We start from the raw sequence: 23088 nt of genomic DNA on the forward strand, positions 1-23088 counted from the left end.
GTCACGGTTTCGGCCCGTTTTTCACCCGCTGCACAAAATTGTATCCGATGATGAGCCCCAGAACGGCGATTAACCAGATCACGAAGATGCGTGGCCAGAACGACCGGTAGTCGCAAATGTCCAGGATCAGCAACATCGCGATCACAGCGGCCATGCCGATCCAGACAACACCAAGCCGGAAGGCCAATTGATTGATGGCGCCGCTATAGAACGACCGCAGCGTCAGAATGAGCACAAAAACAAAGAGGGCCGCCGCGATCAGCGAAATATAGGCACGGTTCGGGCAAGCCCATGTGCAGACCTGTTCCAGCGGAACCCGAATTGTGCTGAGCTCCTTGGGAAGGCTGTGCAGGTTCCAGTCCCCGGCGATTGTTGCCTTGATCGTGGCGATATCCGTATCTGCCAAGCGCGGGACGGGCCAGAACCCGATACCCGAAAAGTTGTCTTCAAAATAGATTACGTCATCAACGAATTGCGAATATTTCAGCGCCTCTTCGTCAGTAACGTCGCTTTCTTGATGGCGCTGAAATACGAACTCATGCCCGCTGGGGGGGACAATCGGAATGATGCTGCGCAGGATTTCCGAGCGCTCCTTACCCCGGAAATCACTGCGATCCATGCCGGCGCGCAGACGCTTTTTCGTTTCCGTCGTTGGGCGCTCCAGAAAGATCAGAATCTTGTCCACGATCTTTGCCTCTTCCTGTTCCTTGCGGGAAAACTGCCCTTCTTCCTGACCCTCCACACGTTTCTGCGCCAAGGACCGGCCGGTCAAAAGCAAATCGCTGAGATTGCTCAACACCGGTTCTTGGCCGGGGATGTCGATCAGGGCAAAATCGAGCGCAATGTTGACATGTTGGTTTTCAGGCTGCGGTAACTTGGCGTGCACTGCGCGAACGATATCGATCAGGTTCTGGGCATTCAGATCAGCCATCGTCTTGTCTGCATAGTTTTCAAAAACCAGCGTCACACCGTCGGGATAGGTCGCATCAAAGAGCGTCGGCAGCGCGGCGCGAAGGTCTGCCACCGTTTCAGTTGGAATACGCTCAAAGGCTTGCAACTGTTTGGTGATTTCGGTGGTGGCATTATCAATTTCACTTGCCGTCCAGTTGGACCAGTCACGCAGATCAAACGCCACATCCACTTTGGCACGATGCCGGTGCGCCGAATTCACAAAACTCCGCCGGGCCTCAATCCAACGATCTCGATGGATCAAGGACAGGTTTCGCGTCGTTTCATCGCCTTCGGGGTTGGCATAGGTCATCTCCATTCCATAGAACGCGAGACGGCTGATCAATTCGAAATCGACAAGTTGCAAGGTCGGCGCAGGTGGGGCGTCTTCGCTGTCGTCCGGGGGCGGTGCATCTTTGAGGGGCGCGAACCAGAAAGGGTAGAACCCATAGACTTCTGCAGTGTCGTCTCTTTTCGGAACGCATCCGCAATCGGGCGCCGCCAAAGGACCAAATGCACGTTCCTTGAATTTGTCAGGGACCTCGCGTTGCGCCAATGCGGCAGCAGCGGCGACCAGTTGTTCCGACAAGGGCGGCTCCGAGGGGTCCGCGCCTTCCGCAGGGGGCACGGCGTTTAATGCGGATTGAAACAGCCTTGCTGACGGATACTCGACACCCACCAATGATCTAAGCCGTGTCGCAAGGTCGTCGCTGGTGGGGTCATCCACCAGATCGCTGACATCCGGCAAGTCCAGAATTCTGGACTTGAGACTGGGTGTGAGGGACCATGTAGACGTGATCACCGGTTCGATCTGCGCCATCTTATCGGCAACTTCTGCGGCAATCTGTTCCTGGGCGACCGGGCGTAGAATGCGGCGCACATCTCCTTTCAGGATTTCAGGCTGGGTCGCGGGCAGGTAGTTGCTCGTTGCGAGCGCTTCCCGAAATGCGTCGTTCAGAACCGTGCTGGCGATGGCCAAATCTGTGGCATCCGTAACTCCGATCGTCGCCGGTGGCTCAGGCAATTCATATTCCGGGACACCTTCGGGCAAGGTGTCCAACACCGGAGGAACCGGCTCCGCAGCCGCAGCAAGTGTCGTTGCGGCCACTTCGACTTCTTCGTTTATCGTCAGCGTCACCTGTCCCGTCACTGCGGCGGTGAGCCCGGAGATCAATGTCTCTTCATCCGGGGCAATACGCCCGATGAAGGGTTCGACCACGGGCATAACGTCCTGCAGTTGGTCGATAAAGCTGAGAGATTTGGTGGCGTTTTCATCTATCAGGAACGCTCTGGGCAGGAATTCCGGGCCGATGACCAGTTCCTTGATCTGGTCCATGGTGCATTGATCAAGCACACCCTGCAAATTGACCTGCAATGCTGCCCATAACTGCTGCGCGCTTGCAAACTGCATGTCCTTGACAGCTTCAAATGCTGTCTGCACATCAACGTTTTCCGTAAGCGCCTTCAGATTATCCTCCGAAAACGCGAAGTAACGTGTCGAACTGTCAACAGCATGAACCGTGCAGGATGCCGGTTTGGCGACTGGTACGGGCGTATCGACCACGACGGGGGCGGTCAGTTTGCTATCATCATACTCCTTGAGCAGTGCCAGCACGGCCGGAACAGATCCCAACAGGCGTGGTAGCCTGTCTCCCGCCGATTGCCCAAGCCAGGTTCCAAAAGCGTCCGACATCAGATCATCTACGCCGCCGGGCATGGTGAGGTCGATCTGACCTATTCGCGTCATTGCTGACAGGAAATCCTCGCCAGTGCCAGCAATCGGGAAAGCCGTACAAATGTCGACAAGAGCATAGCCAAGATCAGGGCCGGACAGAAGATCAAGCGCTGCCTGAACCTCAGGTGAAAGGGCCTCTGTCGTGCTCAATGCATTGCAATCCGCAATGGATGTGGTTCCCGTCAGGGCTGCTGATGCGACCTGCGGCCCGGCCGCAAACCGAAGCGCCAGCCGCGACGTAGCATTCGACTGCGCCAGGCTGGAAATCACATCGCTCGACAATACGAGACTGCGCCATTCGGAAACGAGCCCGGAGAGAACGCCGTAATCTGTTGCTAAATCAAGAGTCTGAGTGATATCCGGGCCATTCCCCCTTCGCGGCACATCCTCACAGAGCTTCACAAGGGCAGCGCGGGTCACGCTACCCATAAACCCGTCTTTCAGACGTGCGTTGCTATCCTCAAGTGCGGCGCGTAGACCAGTTTGGACGGTGCCGACGTCATATCCCTCGAATGCCTCATTCCCGAGAGTCTGAAAGTCGGTACAATTGGCCAAGGCTGCCACCGGTGTTCCAATCGCAAGGGCAGCAACGACCCAAAAACGGGTCAGAAAACGTCTGATAATCGTCATGACGTACGTCCTTCTTTGCGCATCTCGGTCGTGATGGCATGTTTGAAATCTTCGGCCGCAACGGTTGCGCTTTCGCGACGCAAAGCGGTGATAGCAGCGGTGCGGGCAACATTGGAAATCGATCCGCCTACCAGAGCGTAATCACGGGCCATTCTCTGGACATCGACATCATCCGCCAACGGAACCTTTGCCAGCACGTTCTGCCAGATTTGAAGCCTCTGCCCGGCATCCGGTTTAACAAAGCCAACGGACATCTGGAATCTGCGGAAAAACGCATCATCAATGTTGCTGCGCAGGTTTGTGGCAAGGATCACGAGGCTCTCGCAATCTTCGATCCGCTGCAACAAATAGGCCACTTCCTGATTGGCGTATCGGTCATTTGACGAAGAGGTCGCACTGCGCGCACCAAAGAGGGCATCCGCCTCGTCAAAGAACAATATCCATTCCCGTTCAGCCGCCATGTCAAACACAAGACCAAGGTTCTTTTCGGTCTCGCCAATGTATTTGGACACAACCATCGACAGGTCCACGCGGTAGACATCCATGCCCGTGCGCTTTCCCAAGAGGGAGGCGGTCAGCGTCTTTCCCGTCCCTGGCGGGCCATAAAAAAGTGCCTTGAAACCCTTGCCAAATTGCTTGTGCAGACCCCAGTCCGACAGGATTTTTTCCCGGTTTTCCAGCCACGCGATGACGTGACCCAAGGCGTAGTGCAAATCTCTGGGCAAGACGAGATCCGACCATTCCAGGCTTGTCTGCAAGCGTTGCGCAGGGAAACTCGGTGAAAAATCCGGGCGCGGCGGGGAGCCTTCACACAACGCCACCAGCCGGTGCACCGAGATATCCAGAAGGTTCCCAAACGCCTTGGTCTCCGGACCCGCCGTTCCCAGCAGTATCCCTGCTCGTTTTCGTAGCGGGCGATCCGCCTCAAAAATTGCCATGGCCGCAATGCGGTCCGAAGTCTCCGCGCCAGCAAGCAGGAACAGCGCCGTCTCTGCGGTTGGTTGAAACCCACCTGCCCCGCTATGTTGCCCGCCAAATTGTGAAAAGGCCCGGTCGATCGCCGCGTTTTTGACAAAGAACGGATCGAGGATCGCTGAATTCACATGCGGTGCAATCGCCAAAGCGATGACCAAGCGCTCACCAACGCTCAAGCGGTTTTCAGTGACCAGGTCCCGCAAAGCCGAGCCGGGCCGAAGCGGCGGAGGTGAGGGCATAACGAATGCAGCCCCCGTTGCATCAAAGAAATGGGAAAGCCGCGTCTCGATAACCTGCGACAACCACGCCAGTTCCGCTTCGACAGCCACAGCATGGGGCGTCGCATTCCCTTTCAGCTCAACGAGATTGGGGGCGCTAGGCATCATTATCCCTCCAGCGAATATGGCAGGGGGTCGGCATCCATGGGAGCGCAACTGTCGGACCCAGCGACCAGGGTAACCCGTCAAGCAGCACATCAAAGGGCCCGGGATCGACCCGAAGATGAGCGCCGGTGTCATCAAAATGAAGCTGACCACCGCGCCGGACAAATGCCTCCTGCAAACCGGCCGGGGAGGTTTGGCCCAGCCTCGCCCATTGATCGATCACAGCACGGATCAAACTGTCGACCAGATCAAGTTCGACAACTGACAATTCGTCAGGAACTGGCGCTTCCATGCCATCAGGCATCCCCAACAAAACACGGTGCAACGGGTCCATGGGACCGGGCAAGTCATTCACCCCCGCAAGGGCATTGAGGACAGCTGCGGCTCGGTTAATTTGATCAGGCAACAAATCATCCTTGGACGTCAGCAAATCCATCCTCGAAAAGAGCATCTTATAGTAAGGGTGGAACAGGATCAGCCCGGCATGGGCCGTTAGCAATTGATGTTGCGAAGCCTGATTGGCCGGTATTCTCGGAGTCGCTTGATCGCTGGAAACATCTGGTGTTGCGGCATCCAGAAGCTGTTGGAGAATGGATTTCAACCGATACCGCAACGCCGGCGGCACTTCACCAGAAGCGTACCCAACCCGTACAACCAACAACCGCAACAAGGCGTTCCGCGCCATCTGTTCTGGTGCGATCAGTTGCAGCAGATCTTTGACAAAATGTGGAAGATCCCTGTCCACCACCCCGTTTTGCGCGACCATGTCGAGCAGCAGACGGTCTTCGATGCCCAGTTTTTCCCATTCAAGTTCGGCAGCGCTCAGAACCTGCGCGGCTTCATGCTCGATGGATAACCTTCCATAGCCGTCTTTTGCCGCTTGCGGTAAAGCCGACCATATTGCGGCGACGGTCGCGCGAAAATCCTGTGCGTGCGCTCCGAATGCTGCCTCAACAAGCGCATCGACGACATCCTCGGACGACGGAAAATCTGGAGGCAGCGTATCCGTCGCATCAGGCCTCGTTTGAGAAGAACTCACAGGTTGGGAAGTGCGGAATATCGGTGTCGCGTCTGATCCGTCATCATTCGGTGCAAGCGGCCTTGTTGTCTGGTCAGCCCTTGGCGGACCAGCGTGATCAGCAGAACGCGCAGGTGTTGAACCAATCGTGCCTCCTTCCTCGGTTACCGACAGCGGGGCGTCGTTGCCACCTAGATCATCGGCGGGTGTGGCGTTTTCAGCGTACCTACGGTTGGTATCAACAGATCGTTCAGAAAGAACCCCCTCCCCGCCTTGCCCGACATCAGAAGCAACGTGCTGATCTCTTACCTCGCTCTTCGCCTGCGACGCTTTCAGCAACGCCTCTGCCTTCTGTCTCTCCGAAGTAACGGTGGGTACCGGCTCAGCGGAAACCTCCTTTGATGACATTGGCGCAAGAGGCGTTTCCTGGCCTTCAACTGATGGAAGATCACCACCCGGCAGGTGCCCACCACCCGACGCTGCGGGATCCAAGTTGACGTCTTCCTCGACTTCAGTCCCGGGTTTTATGCGTCCCGGGTTTGGCGCCGAAGCTTCCGGTGTCGCGCCATCCAGCTGCCCGGGTTCCGAATCCGTTACATCCTGCAAATCCGGTTTCTGGCCCCGTTCCGGATCGTCCCTGGAAGCTCTCCTTTCAGATCGGGAATCGATTTCAGGGGACCCGGACCCAACAGACCCTTTTACCTGCCGGTTAGACCGGTCAAGCGTCGGATCCCGATCATAATCACTTTCAACGGCATCGCGTTCTTGCTGGTTCTTTGATTGGTCGGTGTTGAATGATCGGTCGAAAGCGTCAGCCTGCGCGTGGTCAGCATCCTCAGCATTTTCGGTGCGGGCAAATGAGAGATCTGTGCTCTCCCGCTTGGCTATCTTCTGCGCCTCCCCGGAAACGTCTGACACGCCAGCACGCGTCCCAGCGCCGCTATCTTCTCCTGAAACAATATCCGAGTTTCCCGGCTCATCCCTCTGCGAAGGTTGCGTGTCTCGGTTCGCACCAGCGTCGTTGCGCCTCTGACCCTCTTTGCTTGCCGCATCAAAAGCCTGATCTGCCAGGCTCGTTCCCTCCGATCTATTCCGCTCAGGAGGTGCCGCAACATCCTGTTCGCCCCCTCTTTCTTTCAACTGACCAGGTCCGGGCGCAGTTTTGCGCCGTGAAATCCAAACAGGCGGATTCATTGGAAGATTGACATGGTCAGTCTGGTCAGTCTGGTCAGTCTGGTCAGTCTGGTCAGTCTGGTCAGTCTGGTCAGTCTGGTCAGTCTGGTCAGTCTGGTCAGTCTGGTCAGTCTGGTCAGTCTGGTCAGTCTGGTCAGTCTGTGAAGACGATCTGAGCATCACGTCATGTGCAAGCCCTACCTCGCTCTTTTGCACCGATCCGAAAGCGCTGAGCACGTCCAGCCAACTACGGGCCTTGGATACTGGTGACGGATCGCGCTCAGGTTCAGACGCCACGCCAGGATCATTGGCCTGATAGGAGTTTGATATTTGTCCTGCGATGGATAGATCATCATGACCATCCCGGTGATCAGTGGGATCGGTTTCGGTCCTGCCTGGGTGACTGCCGGCCTGAAGGGCCAGTTCCATGTCGATCGGGTTGCCGCTCAACTGTGATCGCAAGACATATAACAATGCATCACACGGGCGGGCGGCTTCTGTCGCAAGTGTTTCGATAGTCTTCTCGAAATCGGAGTTTCTGTGCGGAGCAAGAGATGTCACTATCGACACCAATTCAGGTATCGGCATCGTTTCGAATTTTGCCAGTACCCGGGACGGAAAGTGTTGCCACTCCTGACGCAGTTGATCTACGCCCGCCTCGGAAAACGACCACCCGGAGATTGGCGCATCCGCATTTCCCGACTCCAAAGCCTCTTGCTTTGCGTCTTCTTTTGTCCTCGCGACAACTGCATCCCCAACGGGCCGGTCCCCCTGTGAAGTCGTTGTTACGACAGCTGTCACCCTTTCGCGCACTGCTTCTGGTTTGGATCCGTCGGGTAATGGCGATGCTTGGTGCCAAGATGATGCATCGGGCTCCAAAGCAGCACTCGCCGGGTGCAACAATATCCGCGCAATCAAGCTGGACGCATGGCCTGTCGCTTCTTTTCGCGAGTGGCCAGATGCCAGAAAGGAGGCAGTGATCGCCTCCTTAAGGCGCGTAATCTCGCCTGACAAAACGGGATTGGTCCCGTTACCAGAAACCAGGCCCGCCAGACTTTCGCGATGGTTACCATGTGGTAGGGCTTTCAAAGCCGCCTCGATCAAATCAGGCGCGCCGCGATATGTGTCGCGCAACATGGTGACCACATCACTCTGCGTATTTGCTCGAAGACGCCGAAATGCTGCCAGACGCACCATTCGATTGCTCCGGTCAGCGTCATTTGCCCCTGACAAACCTGGCACCGGGTGACGCTTGGAAGGGGTCAAGGTTGCATTCCGGCCAACCTGATCAGCGCGCTCTGGTCCCCGCTCAATTTGGCGGCCATCCGGCCGATCTTCAATTGGCGGGTTCTGGATCGCTCCAAACGAAATTTTCCTCAGATAGGGTGCAAGGGCCGCAATGAGTTGCGCGCGGAACACGCTCCGCACCTCCGCCCAATCCGGCGTTGCTGACCAATGTCCCAGGTCCAGTTCCAGCATTTCGATCTCGGCGGAATATCCGATATAGGCGTCTGCCTCCAAGACCTCCGATAGCGCCGGTAACAGCTCTGTTTTCACAAGCTGTGCAAGGCGTTCAGGCGATCCCAATGGGCTCTCTTCGCCGATGACCGAGAAAGCGGTGACAAATTCACCAATGACGTGCCGCTTTGGTGACGCCAAATCCTCATATGAAGCCGGGTGTGCGATCATGTCACTTGCCTGAGATCCCGCAGGAACGCCTTCAGGTTACTGCAATCAGGAGAGTCCGACTGTGCCACAGCTACACGCAGATTTTCAAAGGTCACCATCTGCGGGAAATCGAGCCAGAGCAGGTCGATCACGACGTGCGACGGTGCCAATTGCTGCACTAGTTCAGAGACATAGGTTCGATAGCTGTCAAGCGTGGTCCGCGCCGTCCACCCCGTCAGAACCAATGTGCACCTGTTTGACGCAAAATCATCATCCGACGACCGCAAAAGAATGTCCTCGACAAGATAAGCACATTCCGACTGTTCATGCAGCGCGTTCCAGGTGGCACGCAGCTCGTTCACGAAGGCAATGGCCTCCGATTTGTCCTCTGTGGTTTTCACCGCATACACCGCGTCAGCATGCCCGCTGTCGAATATCACCTGCCAGCGACCACCGCTGACGGGCGTGATTGCGAAAGCATCAGCATTTGCCGCACGTTGGAAAGTTTCAGGTGTCAGAACACCATCGGGACCCCACCATGCGGTCGCGCGAAACGCAGCCTCATCCAAATGCTCCACATCATCATCACGCGGCACCAGCATCTCGAAAGGATTGACCGGCATCAACAAATCACGTCGCGGAAAATCAGGCGGAACCTCTGTTGCCGTTGCATCGAGGCACCATCCCAAGTCGGACATCATTTTCGTCGCAGGTCTTTCGGTCTGCACGGAAATATCGGCTAGAAGACCCAGCCGCGCCATGAAACCGCCCGGCTGCGCGGCCATCGGCCCGGTGCCACGGGCCGCGTTCAGGGCAGGCAATGCGCGCAGATAGTGCAATCGCCAGAAAAGCTCGAAGTCCTGACGCGACGCAATGCTTCGATAGCAGTGCAATCCTGTGTGGCGGATTGCTGGCAGCGTCTCGCCATGAACAGCCAAAAGCAAATCAAGGATCTCTAGTCGCTGCGCATGCAGTGCCGGGTCCTTCGATCCCTGATCGGTATCTGCGTCAAAGAGCTTCGGCACGGCGGCCAGGGCATCGCTCATGGCTTGCAATTGCCCATCTATGGCCGTGCGATACTGGCTCATCTGTGAGTCAAGACGCCCATCTGGTCTTTGCGCGCCGCGAATACTTGTGTTCTGACGCGTTGTTGAACCGTAAATCCGATAGATTGCAGGCAGCATTTCATCGACATGGGAGCGGCTGAAATTACGGCGGCGACCGTCCGTCAACACCGACCAATCCGCATCGGCAAGATGATGATGCGCCCGCGATATATTCTCAGCCGCGACGCGAATGTATTCCTCATGAATGCGGTTGTGGTCCAGCGTCAGACGATTGTCGCCGATCCAAAGTTCAACCTCGATTTCATCGGCAGCATGCGGCAAAACCAGGGCTGGAAAGGTCGGATCCAGAGGTGCACCCGCATCCTCCGCAGGAAGCTCCCGGAAAGCCAGTTCGCCAATATCCACGATACCCAGGATCGCGCGAAGGCGGGAAAGATGCGCATCAATTTCCGGCAAAGTATCGGTGGTTTCTGCTGGCGGGCGGTAGAAAAGCTCCGGCGTGTTGTAGACGTCTTCCCGTGTGGCGGCCTGGCTGCTGGCGGCCTGATACGGACGCCCGCGCAAAATAGCGGCAACATGATAGTAGAACCGCGCTGCAACCCGTTCGGGGTTTGCGGTGGCCGTCACGTGCAAGGTGCAGCTCAGCACCGTATCGCGATGCCGCGCGATGGCAATTTTGTCCAGATCGGTGGCCAGAGGTCGTTTCTCGGCAAATATTCCTGCGACCTGATCGCGTAGCGCGGTTTCATCAAGGTCCTTCTGATCCGCCGGAATGACCACAGCGTTGTAAAGCCCTGTACGAAACCCCGGGCGCACCCATGCCCGCGACACGCCCGGCAGATCAGACAGGAAAGATGTCAGATCAAGGTCCGTAACGGGATCACCCGGTAGCACCAGCCGCGGATCGTATAACGCCAGATCAGGATAGTGCAGCGTCCCATCGTCAGCTGTAAGGATGTCACGGATCGGATGTCTGGCTTGATAGCCCAGTTCGCTGAGTGCAAAACAGGTCTGTTCAAGCAGGGTCACGCCCGGATCGTGCAGATTGAAGTCGGTCCAGATGTTGCCGGAGGCCTGCTGCGCATAGTGCACAGCCCGCGCGCGCAGGTTCTCAAAATCTGTTTGCGCGGGCGTGCTCACAACAATCCCTCGTCGCGATCACCTTCGCCCCGCGATCCGCCCATTGTTGCGTCAAACCACAGGCGGGTCAACGAGTAGCGGATCACCGTGTCTTTGCCAAAACGGGCGTTGGACCGGATTTGCAGCTTGAAGAAATGCCGCCCCTCCCCCGCAACCCAACGCAATTTCAACCGATCTGCGTAGCTACCGTAGACCGCTGTCTGTGCCTTGATGCTACGCCGCTTGAACAGCCAGTTCAGAATGGGATTGCGCGGATGAAATGCATTCATTGCAATGGCATGCAGCATAGAATACCGACCTGTGCGCGGCGTACCCCCGACGCCAGCCATCACTTCAAAGGCCTGACACCCGGTGATATCGGCCGTGATATCATGCCATTTTCCATCTGCCGGGACATGCGGGATATCTGGCGAGCTTACGCCGATCCGCCCATCCATCTTGGCCACACCATCCACATCCAATCGCCAGTCCGGGGCGTCTGTATTGATCCCGGCGCGCCCGTCCGGGGTGAAACACATGCCGAGCGCCTTTTTGGGACTACCTTGAGGCGCAGACCCGGTTGGCGGCAACAGCCCCTGCTCGGGGCGTAGATGCAACGCGCCTTCAGACTTGCCGTGCTCCATGACCCAGGACGGATTGGGGGCGCCCAGACCCTTGTAAAGGCTCATGACACGCAAAGAGGTGCCGACAGAGTTCAGCTGCAGGCCATCCCCCGGGGTCTTGGAAAACCCGTCTTCGACCTGATTTACACTGCTGTCGATCAAGTCCCGGTATTCCTTGGCGGTCGGCAATGCGCCGTCACGAAAGAAGGATTTCAGAGTGGTGCGATCTTGTTTTGTCACGACGGTATCCTCTGACCGACAATCAACGTGCCGCCGACAGACAGTCGGCTGATTCCACTTTGGATCGGTGCTTCTTTTTGTGTGGCGTCCACCACGGTCAGCGCATGTTCTGCCGCCGACAGCGGCAGGCTCCAGGGACGCGAGCCCCGGACGACTGTGCCTATTTTCCCGCGCCAGTCATCCTGGGCGGAATCAAGCAGGACATGGGACCCCTGGTCATCGGAAGACAGATGCAGCACCGAAAAATCGGTCACGCCGCGGACATATTCCAGATCATTGATGTGCGCATTGAGCATCTTGAGATTGAGTGACCAGCCAAAACGCCCAAGCGTCTCCGGCGCCGTCCAGACGGAGAGATAGCGGCGCAGGTCCCGTTGCAGGCGTTGCGCCATGGCTCCGTCATCACGATAAGGGTCGAAGGCCAGTTTCGCCCTGACATGCAAACGGTCGAAGGTTGGGTTGACGGCCTCGATCTCGGCAAACTCCGGGGCGAGGTCATCAATATAGTCGCGGATGCGTTGCAGGGTACTGACGTCGAACATCTGCGCCGAGGGTTCGCTCGGTGGCTGACGGACCACCACAAGCGTGGCTTTACCCGGAGCAGGATCAGGTGACATTCGGCTCATCCCGGCAAGGCATTTGGCCATCCAGACCTCCGGGAAAGCGTCCAGAACCAGCCGTTCAATGTCCCAGGGCGTCACCGCTCGTTTGCGATGCCGGAGCCGTTCGCCAACCCGCGCAACAAAGGCGTCGCGGTGCTCGGGCGGGCGTACATCTGCGGGCGTCGGCACTTCGGTAATGGCCGCAATACCGGGCTGGGCCGGATTAAAAGTCCAGACGCGGTTCCGTTCCATCTCATGATACGTCCCATCCGTGCATTGCGCCCAGACGCCGTTTGTTTTCAGGTCGGAAAGCGCCGGGAAACCGTCCAGATCAGGTTCGGTCGCAACGGCGGCAATCCAGACACCCCCTTCCGGCATTTCCGGCGAGTGATTGATGGAATCCTCCGGCAGGTCGACCATGACCAGCCCGGAACGCATCAACCCTGCGGTGGAATCCGAAGAAATTGCGGTATCAGAAAGCTCACGCCAGCCATGCGCCGCGAGATAGTACCATTTGACCGGATTGGGCCGCGGTACCAGTCGCAAATGACCGCTCTCCGCCATATCAAACAAAAGTGGTACCGGTCCCGTCGCCTGATCACCCGCCAATTGGATGAAAAGATGTCCGTAGCCCAGACGTGGCGGGAAAAGCCCGATCTCGCGCAGCATCCGGTTAGGGAATACTTCGACCTGACCAAAGGGACCGAACTGCACGATCCTCTCACCCGGATTTGCTGCATCGGGGGCATTAACCTCGATCGACGACCGCGCGGTGTAGGAAAGGGAAAATTCGTCGATTTTTGGCACGAATGGTGCGGGAGGGATTCTCCGTTCCCTGAACGAAAGCGGACGCGGGCGCATCGCTTCGACCAGGGCCATCGGATATTGATCGGCATGAAATCCACCCGCTGTGCCGGAAAGTGTCAAACGCACCGCACCTGCCCGAAGGCTCTGGCGCGAACTGAACATTTCCGGCGTCATGCGACCGGTGGCCCTCACCGAATGGCCCTTGATCCTGCCACCAAATTTCCGTTCGGGTGTCAGTTCCCCGGTTACCGGGAGCGTTTCGAACAGGGGCAGCGGATCGTCGGTAACAGGTTTCCAGCCATCCCCGCTCAGATAGGTTACGCCCAACATCGGTTCAGGCACATCAGGTTTGCCCGCGTAATTTGCATAATGCGCTTCAAACCCACCCAGACGATCCGGCAGTTCCGCCCAGGTCATGTCGATGTCGACGTGAACAACCGGTTTTTGTGCCAGCTCAGGACTTGCGACCAGAAAAGTCGCGCCATCCTGCGGCCGCGCGCCAAAAGGAAAGAAGGTCTGGTCGGTCACAACAGGCCCATCATCGGACCACGCATGCAGCTTGCGCATGCCACTCACTTCAACTTCGAAATCGACTGATTCCAATGTGTAGCGTTCGAAAAATGAAATCGGGCAGATGCGCGGGTTGGCGGCATTGCGCAGCGACAAGGTAGGCGATTTCGCTCCTTCGGGCGCGGCAATTGCGGGCATGCCAGGCGCGAGCGCCAATGCAATCGTAATCCCTGCGCGACCGGCTTTGGGAGAAGGTAGAATTTGTGTAACGGAGGCAGCAATCGGGCCGTCTGGGGTGCTGATTGTGACGTCAAATGCATCCCCCAGCAATTTCTGGAACATATCCTCAGGGGTCAGGCTGACGGCGCCATCCACGCCGGGTGCAAAAACGTCGAGGATCATGGATCGCGGCGTATCGAGCGATTTCACGTTGGTGCGGACTTCGCCGGACATCTCTTTTTCGAAAGCTTCGATCTTGTTGCTCAGGATGCTGCGAAAAGCGCCTGTCGGGAAAGGAACGCGTTCGATCAGACACAGCGTCACAATCCGGCCCAGAAGTACACGTAGCTGAGCCGCGCTCTCAATCTTGCTCGCCAGATATTCATATATACTGACAAGACCCGGGCTTTCAGCTCGCTCAGCGGCCAGTTCCTCGACTTTGCTGGCGATCGTGCGAGCGCCAGCTTCCAGTTTGCCCGGGATGAAAATCTGGACCAAATCCGGATCTGACTGCAGCGCGGCGAGCAACTCGGATTCAGGAACGTCACTTTGCGAATTTCGCGGGCGTGTTTTGACCAGTGGTGCAGCAAGTGCTGCCAAACCCGCAGCACGCTGAAACATCAAAGACATGGTAATGCGCCGCGTCCCTTGCGCGAGGGCCAACATCGGCGACGTGATGTCCAGGCCCATCTGGCCCGCAACTTGCGTGCCCCCGGAAAAAAGGCCCGGCTCAGCACCTTCCACCTGTTCAGATGCCCCCGGTGCCCCCGTGCCCAGACGAGTGACCTGCATTCCGGTGATACCGCCAAGCTCGGCATTGAATGAAATTTGCGGATGCGTCTCAAAGGTAAGCGTGGCCATCGATTGCACTTGAGAAGAACTCACATGCACCGGTGCTTCCGTCGCAAAACTCTGAACCGAGTTGTCCGTCTTGCGCGCGGTCAGTTTCGTTCCCTCCGGCAGGAACATCGACTGTTTGCCCGATGCAAGATGCAGCAGCACACGTTCGGGCGAAGCTGCGGCAGGGCTCTGTCCGACAACATCTTCGTAATAGAAACGGACGAAACGGTCTGTCACTTCGTTAAGGACGGCATCCACATGCAGGGCGGTCCGCAGCTCGGCGACAAGAAGACCAAGAGCCGGGTCCATATCTCCGGAAGTGATGCGTTTTTCAAAGGCCGCAATTGCATGGGGGCGCAAGGTCTCCACCGCATTGCGCAACAGTGCGTGCGTTGACCGATAGGCTGTCACCAAGGCGCGCGCCTGCTGCAAGGCGTCTCCCCGAGGGCGGCTAATGACGGGCGTGATACTTTGCACAACCCGGAACATTCCCGCAGGCCCTGTTCGCGTCAGCTTGGCCAGACTTGGTATCAGATCGGCTTCGGCATTGAGCTGCTGAACCTGCTTGGAGAATGGTGACGAATGGCCATTGGGCAAGCGCTCGATCCAGTCTTTGAGTCGACGGGACAGCTGCGAGATCAACTTGGAAGCCGATTGGGGGTCCGTTTCCATTGCCCGGTCGAACTCAAAGGCCGCGTGTCGCACATTGAACGAAATCAGCTCCGAATAAACGAAGGCGGGTTCCGACGCGAAAAGCCGCACCCAAGGACCGTCCACCCGTTTTCGACGATGTCGCTTTGCATCTTCTGCGTGTAGTCTTCGGCCCGCATTGCAAAAGGCTTCCGCGAGACTGTCAGGACGCAAATCTTTACGATCCCGCGCAAGAGCAGCCGGCAATCGATCGCTGCAAAGCGATCCTGGCGTCACAAGGATATCGTCCCATTTTCGATGCACGGCAGCTTTCCACACCTCTGGCAGGTTTTAAAAACACGGCCACCCCGGGCCACAAAACACTAATCAACGCAACCATTTGAGTACTCATTGAGGCCAGCAAAGAATATCCGGCCTCTTCACGAACGCAAGGCAAACACCCTGCGGCAGGCTATAGCGGTTCTGGATTTCCTTCTATTTCTGGTTGTATCGCAATGAAGACCCCCGTCAGCGTTCCGGTATCGCCGGCAACAATGAATGTACCGCCAAAACTATCCGGTGGGCCCGGTCGATCTTCACGGGCAAACTGTGATGATTCTAGTAACGCGCGAATCGGCGTTTGATCCCGACCGCTTTGAAACGGGACCTGCCGCCCACCATCCGGCTGAACAAAAAGCACTTGCCCCATGCCAGAACTGGTGACCCGCGTGCCACAAATGCCCAGACGTGACCACTGCACGCCTGCAAAGGGAAGGTCTGTGCCGGAGGTATCGATTTTGAAGCTGGCCTGCTGAGAGCCATAACCGATAATCGCGGTAAATTTTGCCATCTCCGTCTTGTAAGAGGTTGCGCCATCGCCGGGTGAGGTTGCCAGCGTCAATTGCACATCTCCCGAGTAGACGATACGACCGCTTGTGGGGATCTCGAAGCCTGTGGGGCTCGGGCCCACGACAACCGGCCCCTCATAGTCAATCCGCTCAGCCCGGTATGACATCGTGTAGGCTGCCGGGAGTTGCCCATCGACGCCAAGACCCTCAATCGGTTTTGCCACAGACCGTCGCGAACCTTCCAGCGGGCCGTCATCCGTTGGACGAATGCGGCGCACGGTGAGATCACTGAAATTCAGATTGCGTGGCAGACCCTTGCGCGATGTCTTGCCCGTCACGAAGAAAACGTCGCTGCCCTCGGACGCCGCGACCTGACGCAGATAGGACCCTGCGAGCCTGCGCCCTTCTCGTTTCGTCACAACACAAGGCTCATCGGGCGCCAGACCCAAGAGTTCGAATGTCTTGCTGGTCTGCACGGCCTCAACGGCACCGCATGCGACCAGCGTGCCGGTCACGAGCGGCACAACAACATATCTACCCCAGCCGGTCATGCGGCAGGAACCGGGGTTTGAGAAATCAGCGTGCCCTCGGTGATGTAGAAGGGGAAAACCATATTGTTCCGCTCGTTGGTCTCCACCACGGTATAGTTCAACGTGATGCTAAGATGGCCTTCAAGCGCGTCTCTGATGTCCACCAGGATCGTACCCAACTTGATCCGCGGCTCGAAGAACAAGATCGCCCGCGAAATCGCCACTTCGATTTCTGCCTCGGTCTCACCGTCCATCGGTTCAAAAACCAGATCGTGCAATCGGCAGCCATACGTGGGGTGCATCACCCGCTCACCGGGTCGCGTCTCCATCAGGATGCGCAGGCTTTCGGCAATGTCCTCTTCGGCCTGCACCATTCTGGCCTGCCCGGTACCCTCGTCAAAGGAGGGCGGAAACGCCCAGCCACGCCCGAGAAAAGAAGGATCAGCGTCGGCCATCTATCCCCCGATCATCACAGTTGGCAGACCGGCCACAATACTGCCGCCGTGGGATGTGGTGTCCCCCATCCGCGCCGCGGGCTTGCCGCCGATCATCACAGTTGCCGACCCTTTCACGATGGTCGCCGGTGGACCGACGCAGGTGCAGTTATCCCCCACGATTGCCGCAGGCATGCTGCCGATGAGCACAGTAGCTTCACCGGGCCCGATGATCGGCCCCCCGACGTGGGGGACAATACCTGTCACCATCGGGCAGGTTTGCATATCTGTAATTCTGGCAGCGGGGGGCATGCGGTCCGTTCTCCTAGTTGATCATAACGATTGAGCCCTTGACGGTCGTCTGACCGCCAGAGCTGATTTCGGCAGAGGCAGACCCTTTTGCAGTCAACCCCGTTTGCGCTTCTGCATTGACGTTCATGCCGCTGACGCTGGCGTCCCCCGTGGCGGCGATGTCGATGGCACCATCTGCAGACAGAGAGATATCGCCGGGGCTGCTCATGGTGATCCCGCTTTCGGCCATCTCCAATTTATTGCCTGTCAAATCTTCCAGTGTGACGGTCTTGGCATCATCATCCATGGTCAATTTGTGACCCCCGGGCGTTTCAAGCGTGATGATCTTCTTTTCTTCATCAAACTCCAGTTTCATCGCCTCTTTGGTGTAGATACCCTTGATGTAGTTGTCCGCCGTCGGCGTGTTGACCTGTGCGTTGGTGCCGTTGTGCAGCGATCCCAGGACAATCGGCGCATTGGGATCAGCATTCAGAAACCCCACCAACACCTCATCATCAATTTCGGGCATGAATTGAATGCCGGCCGTATTCGAGGCATAGGGCTGCGCATAGCGCGCCCAGACCTCCGGTGCCGGATCAGCCACAAGAGGCAGCGACACCTTGATACGCAGCTTGCTGTCCGGGTCTTCATCAAGTTGCATCACCTTGCCGACCTGAAGCCCATGGATTGGCGACGCGAGGCTGGCGGCACTTTCTCCGGCAAAAACACCAGAATCCACATTCCACGTGTCCGGCAGACCAAGCAGAACTTCCGTCGTCCATCCGCCCTCGTCGATGCGCTGTTTAACACCACCGATCAGAGCCGTGCCGCCAAATCTGTCGCCCAGGCCCTTAAGCTCAATCGTGGCACCGGGAACCGCCAGACCAGACCCCTGAAACACACAGTTTCCCTGAATGGCCGCATGCGCCGTGCGCATCGTTCGGGCATCTGCTGCGGTCTTGAGATCGGCGGAGGGGATTTCAGTGGCGGTTGAAATCGCATGTTCGCGTGACCCGAGCACTTTTGCCAAATCACTTGGCTTGTAGGTACCCCATTGCCCCGCTGCCGGATCGGTGCCTGTTTCAGACACCACGTCCACAGCACTGGAATCCCACGCCGTAGCCTTGGCGGCATTCAGTGACGATTGCGCGCCAACGGTTGAATCGAAACTGATCATGTCCATGCCAAGCGTCACTGTCAGAACCGCCGAGGCGCTGTCATCGGGTGGGGCTGAGGTGACAGTACCGTCTGCAATTGTCAGAATATGCCCGGAGCGATCCGCGATGCTGCGCAGATATCCCCAATCCGTACAGGCATATCGCACAATATCCCGCGCAATATCTGTTGTCGCCGTGACGTCGGCTGTCAGCCCGGCATCCGAGATGATCTCACTCATCACGTCACTGTCCTTCTTCTGCGCGTATTGCGCAGATTTCCTTGTGTGCGTGAGCTTTGCCGCCTTATCGATACAGCCGATTTCAAGCTTCGGAGCCCCTCGCATGATGCGCATCCGGACGGAGACGATCAGCCCCTTGAAAAGCTCCTGATCACTCCCGCTCCCGTAAGCTGCGGCAATGGAAATATCTTTGCCGATCTTGAAATCGTCGCCATCGGAGGCCGGGAATTCATTCTCTGCGATCGATCCGGTCGTCAGCACCAGTTGCGCTTCGGGAATGCGGCCCACGCCCAGATCAACGTTCACGCTCGCGATCTGGTATTCATCCGCAATGGCGGAGCCGTCCACCTTGACGGTGATTGCAAGCGGCCCATCGGCATTATCAATTGGACTAGCGGCCATCAACGCTCCTCATCGCATCGGTGGAAAGCGCAAAAGCGTGTTGGGTTCGAGGTCCCGAAAACTGTCAAGTTCATTGATCCGGGCGATCTCAAGGTACTTCGTGACATCTTTGTAGACCCGCTGGCACAGCAGCGGCAGGGTGTCGCCTTGCTGTACCCTCACCACATGGGTCATGTCGGGGGATTTGCGTTTGGCTTCCCGTGCTTCCTCCGCATCGGTCTTCGCCTCTACGAAATCCAGCTTGATCTTGGCCCGCAGGGCCGACCCATCGGGGTGAAAGAGATTGTAGTCGACGCTCAACGATGTCAGGCGACCGTAAAACGCCTTCAGCCCCTTTCCCCAAAGCACTTTGACCGGCGTGGGCTCATGCTCATCGCCGTCATAGTCGTAGGCAATTGATCGCAACTTATCGATCTGTTCGGCAACCGTAACGTTTGCCGCATCCGCCACAACGCCGGTCCCATCCAGAACGATACTGAAATTGAGCTTTTCCGGCTCAGAGCTGGCAAATTTGGCCACCGGCGCGGATTTACCCAAAGCGCCCGCCGTACTGCTGCCCTCCCCCGTGCCCGAATATTTCAGGCCAAAGGTATGGGAGTAATCCTGCGGATTGATCGTGGCTTCAAAGGTGTTGGCAGCCCCTTTTTGTTCCTTGATCTGACCGTTCTGAATCTTGCAGCGGATGATCTTCAGCTTGGCCATGGCTTAGCGGTCCTGCATCCTTGGACTGGTATCTGCGATCAACTCGCGCACGTCCTCCAGAATGTCCCGGCGCAGCTCAGCGAGTTGCCGCGCCATGTCACTGCGCTCCGCATCCGCATTGCGCGGCTTGGGGCCAAAGTGGCCCTTGACCACAAGCGATCCGATTTCAATCGCCATCATGTGTCCCTTTTCAATGTTGTGGCGGCCAATTCGATGGTTTCGATGGCCAGCTCGTTTTTCATTGCATCAAACCCGCTCATCGACCATTTGACCGGATAGGCATTACCCACCGACCAGGAAGCGACCGGCGATCCTTCTTCGTCCAGCAAAGAGATCACCAAGTTCTTGGGCTCGATCTTCTTGGCGAAATCTCCCTCCAGCGTGTTCTTGCACCACTTGACCAGATCGCTGGACGATTCAGTCAACCCCCGTTTGAGCACGATGTTGTTGCGCTTGGCGGGTTTGGGCAGTTGGTGGACGAAACGGTTCTCGCCCCCTTCCACGACCGGTTCCACTTCGATGGAGGATTCCAGCCCTGACACTTCCTGAAAGGCAGCGTCAGAGATGGAAGGCCCGGATCCGGTGAAACTCACCGAAAAATGGAAGGCGACGGGCAGATCAAAGTCGCTCATGTGGGATTATGCGTTCTCGATGACAAAACCTTCATGCGCGATCTCGATGCTTTCGACCGCGACCTCATTGCCCTCGGCCTTAAGATCCGTCCCCGTGACCTTGACCGGGAAGGCGTTTTGCACCTTCCAGACCATGGTTGGGTTCTGACCCTCATCGAGCAGCGAAATCGTCAGCGCCTTGCGCGTGATCGTGTTCATCTTGATCTCGGCGAACCAATCCCAGATCGCGTTATCCTTGGCGAAAACACCCTTCTTCATGGTGATATTGCCGGTCTTGATCATGCCCGGCATCTTTATCGTCGAGAATACCGGGTTGTTGCCCGCCCGGTACTCGATGGGCTGGGTTTCGATGTCGAGGCCGGAGACCTCCTGAAAGGCCAGCTCTGTATCATCCCACTTGACCTGAAAATGAAACTTGGGAAGCGGCCATATGGCCTGCGTTTGTGCGGAACCGTCGTCTGCCATGTCTGAATATCCTCTCTAACTTATGATTTCTGCATCTGCTGCTGGAAGGTGATCTCGATGAATTCCGCAGGCCGCGTCACGGCCACGAGCACGGTAATCCGCAAAATCCCTTCCAGAATATCCACCGGGGTCATGGTCTCGCCCAGACCGACATGCACGGAGAACGCATCCGTCGGCACAGCGCCCGCCAGACCGCCCTGTTTCCAGATCGACGTCAGGAAGTTTTCGATCATGGATCGCATGGTCACCCAGGTCTGCGCGGTGTTGGGCTCAAATACATAGGCCTTGGACGCCAGACGGATCGATTCCTCGATCATGATCATGGTCCGGCGCACGTTGATGTAGCGCCAGTCAAGGCTGTTGCCGTCGAGCGTGCGCGCACCCCAGACCAGCGTGCCCTCGCCCACAAACGGTCGGATCGCATTGATCGATTTGCCAGTGGTGGAAACGTTGAGGTTTTCCTGCTCCTCATGGCTGATATTGACCATGGGCGCCACAACGGAATTCAGCGAGACATTCGCCGGTGCCTTCCAGACACCACGGCTGTTGTCGACCATCGTGTAGATGCCCGCCATGGCCGCAGAAGGTGGCATGGAGTTCATATAGCCGGTGATCTCGTTCATCACCTCCGTATAAAGCGGCACCACCGCGCGCAATGTCTTGTCGATGGTGGTCGCCGATGGCCCGCCCGCCTCAACGCCGTCCTGACTGTCGTTCATCAGGATGCGAATCTGTTGTGGCGGCTGAACAACGCCAGCCACTTCGATGGTGTAGCTCACCGAGGCTTCCGGCCCCACGAAGGCAGGATCAGGGGCGAAGGTGACCTTGCCACCCGCGCCGACTTTCCACGACCCGACGCCTTCTTCGGCCTTGGCCTTGCCACCCTCGCTGTCTGCATCGACCAATTTGACAGTTGCCTTGTCGCCATCCGGATGATCGGCGGGCACATCGACAACCACCGATGTTCCGGCGGCCACGGCGGGCGCATCCAGCAATCCGCCGACAACCTCGACCCCAATGGTCAGCGCATCAGTGGCAATCTCGTTTTCATCGCTGATGACCAGATCAAACTGGCCAACACTTCCCTTAGCGGCATCATGAATGAAGCTGACCTCACCCGCTTCCAGTTGCGCCTGGGTAAATGTGGCAACGGCATCGGTCGTGCCGGTTTTGACCAGCTTGCCCGCCATCGTTTCTTCGTCACCTTCGACCGTGTAGGTCAGCCCCGTGGCGTCACTTTCATCGTCCGTGGCGGTGATGTCCGTTGTGGTCAGCGGAATGGTCCCGCCTTTGGGGACCGACAAGGTGAAATCGCCCATAACCGTCGGCGCAGAAATCCGCTCGATCTCCTGACGCAGATCATCGGATTTGCCTACCGACCGGCGCATCAGACCAATCAGGGTCTTCCGGCTGCCTGGGTCGATGTTTTCAAACGTGAAATCGCGCGACTGATAGATCGAACTGTCGAGCCATGGATAATAGGTCGCGCCAAAATCAAGGTTGTTGATTCCGATGTCATTGCGGAAGGTTGCGACCGGATTGCCCAGAGGATCAGCCTGCGGCAGATACCCGCCCGACATGTCCAGCAGCGCAAACCGGTTTTTCATGTCGTTGCCGCAATGCTTGAGCATCGCTTGCTGGACCTTGACCGCATTCTGCCGCACCAGACGTGTGGTTTCCGGAATGACCACCATCGTTGGTTCGGGCTCTTTTTTCAGCCGGGCGATCGCCGCCAGCATCGCGTCGGCGTCAATCTCGTCGTCATAGGAGCCGATGGAAGTTACATAACAGGCCCCACCCCCGTTCTGGAAAAAGAGGCGCATCGCCCCGTAGAGCGCGAAGGCCGTATTTTTCTGGACAAGCTCGAATTTCTCCGGTCCGCGCGGGCCGACAGTGGTGAAGATCGCGCGGGGCATGGTCGGTTTCTTGTCAGCGCCATCCGCAGAGAGCGGCGAGACCCCGTCAAATTCTGCAAAGGGCTTGATCTCGAAAACCGGCTCTGGCGCACCCCCAAAGTAGCTGTGGAATTCAGACATGGATGTGATCCGCCACGGTGTTCCCGCCAGCGAAACGTTTCCGTTTATTGCTGTCTGGGTATAGCCGATAAAGGCCGGAACCGCAGTGGCCACCTGAACGACCGAATTGGGAAACGCACTCTTTTCGACAATATATACACCGGGGGTCTTCATAGCCATTTTCAG

15 protein-coding genes are annotated in these 23088 nt (G+C 57.4%); all 15 read right to left on the reverse strand.

From position 1 onward, the window contains the following. Position 1: 1 nt before the first annotated feature. Positions 2-3313 (reverse strand): hypothetical protein, encoded by a 3312-nt coding sequence (locus ACOTTU_RS18285; RefSeq protein ID WP_425660059.1) that lies wholly within the window; start codon positions 3311-3313, stop codon positions 2-4. Continuing rightward, entirely contained in the window at positions 3310-4671 is a 1362-nt protein-coding gene (locus tag ACOTTU_RS18290) for an ATP-binding protein (protein WP_425660060.1), read from the reverse strand. Before ACOTTU_RS18290 ends, ACOTTU_RS18285 begins: the two co-directional genes overlap by 4 nt. Next, on the reverse strand, positions 4664-8551 hold the full coding sequence (locus tag ACOTTU_RS18295; RefSeq protein ID WP_425660061.1) for a contractile injection system tape measure protein: 3888 nt from the start codon (positions 8549-8551) through the stop codon (positions 4664-4666). Before ACOTTU_RS18295 ends, ACOTTU_RS18290 begins: the two co-directional genes overlap by 8 nt. After that, positions 8548-10737: a hypothetical protein gene (locus tag ACOTTU_RS18300; protein WP_425660062.1), complete on the reverse strand. Its 2190-nt coding sequence runs from the start codon at positions 10735-10737 to the stop codon at positions 8548-8550. Before ACOTTU_RS18300 ends, ACOTTU_RS18295 begins: the two co-directional genes overlap by 4 nt. Beyond that, entirely contained in the window at positions 10734-11579 is an 846-nt protein-coding gene (locus ACOTTU_RS18305) for a hypothetical protein (protein ID WP_425660063.1), read from the reverse strand. Before ACOTTU_RS18305 ends, ACOTTU_RS18300 begins: the two co-directional genes overlap by 4 nt. Then, positions 11576-15526, reverse strand: a complete 3951-nt coding sequence (locus ACOTTU_RS18310; RefSeq protein ID WP_425660064.1) for a hypothetical protein — start codon at positions 15524-15526, stop codon at positions 11576-11578. The genes ACOTTU_RS18305 and ACOTTU_RS18310 overlap by 4 nt, the downstream gene beginning before the upstream one ends. Before the next feature lie 133 nt (positions 15527-15659). After that, on the reverse strand, positions 15660-16586 hold the full coding sequence (locus ACOTTU_RS18315) for a hypothetical protein (RefSeq protein ID WP_425660065.1): 927 nt from the start codon (positions 16584-16586) through the stop codon (positions 15660-15662). Continuing rightward, positions 16583-17020: a GPW/gp25 family protein gene (locus tag ACOTTU_RS18320; RefSeq protein ID WP_298922130.1), complete on the reverse strand. Its 438-nt coding sequence runs from the start codon at positions 17018-17020 to the stop codon at positions 16583-16585. Before ACOTTU_RS18320 ends, ACOTTU_RS18315 begins: the two co-directional genes overlap by 4 nt. After that, on the reverse strand, positions 17021-17311 hold the full coding sequence (locus tag ACOTTU_RS18325) for a PAAR domain-containing protein (protein WP_298922129.1): 291 nt from the start codon (positions 17309-17311) through the stop codon (positions 17021-17023). It abuts the gene before it with no gap. Between the two features lie 13 nt (positions 17312-17324). Beyond that, entirely contained in the window at positions 17325-19088 is a 1764-nt protein-coding gene (locus ACOTTU_RS18330) for a phage baseplate assembly protein V (protein ID WP_425660066.1), read from the reverse strand. Positions 19089-19097: 9 nt separating this feature from the next. Then, on the reverse strand, positions 19098-19790 hold the full coding sequence (locus ACOTTU_RS18335) for a LysM peptidoglycan-binding domain-containing protein (protein WP_425660067.1): 693 nt from the start codon (positions 19788-19790) through the stop codon (positions 19098-19100). 3 nt (positions 19791-19793) lie between these two features. Next, entirely contained in the window at positions 19794-19970 is a 177-nt protein-coding gene (locus ACOTTU_RS18340) for a hypothetical protein (RefSeq protein ID WP_425660068.1), read from the reverse strand. Further along, positions 19967-20422: a phage tail protein gene (locus ACOTTU_RS18345; RefSeq protein WP_298922125.1), complete on the reverse strand. Its 456-nt coding sequence runs from the start codon at positions 20420-20422 to the stop codon at positions 19967-19969. Before ACOTTU_RS18345 ends, ACOTTU_RS18340 begins: the two co-directional genes overlap by 4 nt. 6 nt (positions 20423-20428) lie before the next feature. Then, positions 20429-20887 carry a phage tail protein gene (locus tag ACOTTU_RS18350; protein ID WP_298922124.1) on the reverse strand — a complete coding sequence of 153 codons (459 nt, stop codon included), beginning with the start codon at positions 20885-20887 and terminating at the stop codon, positions 20429-20431. A 20-nt stretch (positions 20888-20907) separates the two neighbouring features. Then, positions 20908-23082, reverse strand: a complete 2175-nt coding sequence (locus ACOTTU_RS18355; RefSeq protein ID WP_298922123.1) for a cadherin-like domain-containing protein — start codon at positions 23080-23082, stop codon at positions 20908-20910. Between the last annotated feature and the right edge of the window lie 6 nt (positions 23083-23088).

The organism is Roseobacter sp. EG26, from assembly GCF_049830555.1.
Classification (GTDB): Bacteria; Pseudomonadota; Alphaproteobacteria; order Rhodobacterales; family Rhodobacteraceae; genus Roseobacter.

Bases quoted from the DNA above. Each gene is read 5' to 3' on its own strand.
- ACOTTU_RS18345 (WP_298922125.1), bottom strand. From the start codon at position 20,422: ATGAGCGACTTTGATCTGCCCGTCGCCTTCCATTTTTCGGTGAGTTTC.
- ACOTTU_RS18315 (WP_425660065.1), bottom strand. From the start codon at position 16,586: ATGACCGGCTGGGGTAGATATGTTGTTGTGCCGCTCGTGACCGGCACG.
- ACOTTU_RS18290 (WP_425660060.1), bottom strand. From the start codon at position 4,671: ATGCCTAGCGCCCCCAATCTCGTTGAGCTGAAAGGGAATGCGACGCCC.
- ACOTTU_RS18285 (WP_425660059.1), bottom strand. From the start codon at position 3,313: ATGACGATTATCAGACGTTTTCTGACCCGTTTTTGGGTCGTTGCTGCC.
- ACOTTU_RS18340 (WP_425660068.1), bottom strand. From the start codon at position 19,970: ATGATGGCGATTGAAATCGGATCGCTTGTGGTCAAGGGCCACTTTGGC.
- ACOTTU_RS18295 (WP_425660061.1), bottom strand. From the start codon at position 8,551: ATGATCGCACACCCGGCTTCATATGAGGATTTGGCGTCACCAAAGCGG.
- ACOTTU_RS18320 (WP_298922130.1), bottom strand. From the start codon at position 17,020: ATGGCCGACGCTGATCCTTCTTTTCTCGGGCGTGGCTGGGCGTTTCCG.
- ACOTTU_RS18335 (WP_425660067.1), bottom strand. From the start codon at position 19,790: ATGGCCAAGCTGAAGATCATCCGCTGCAAGATTCAGAACGGTCAGATC.
- ACOTTU_RS18355 (WP_298922123.1), bottom strand. From the start codon at position 23,082: ATGGCTATGAAGACCCCCGGTGTATATATTGTCGAAAAGAGTGCGTTT.
- ACOTTU_RS18350 (WP_298922124.1), bottom strand. From the start codon at position 20,887: ATGGCAGACGACGGTTCCGCACAAACGCAGGCCATATGGCCGCTTCCC.
- ACOTTU_RS18325 (WP_298922129.1), bottom strand. From the start codon at position 17,311: ATGCCCCCCGCTGCCAGAATTACAGATATGCAAACCTGCCCGATGGTG.
- ACOTTU_RS18330 (WP_425660066.1), bottom strand. From the start codon at position 19,088: ATGGCCGCTAGTCCAATTGATAATGCCGATGGGCCGCTTGCAATCACC.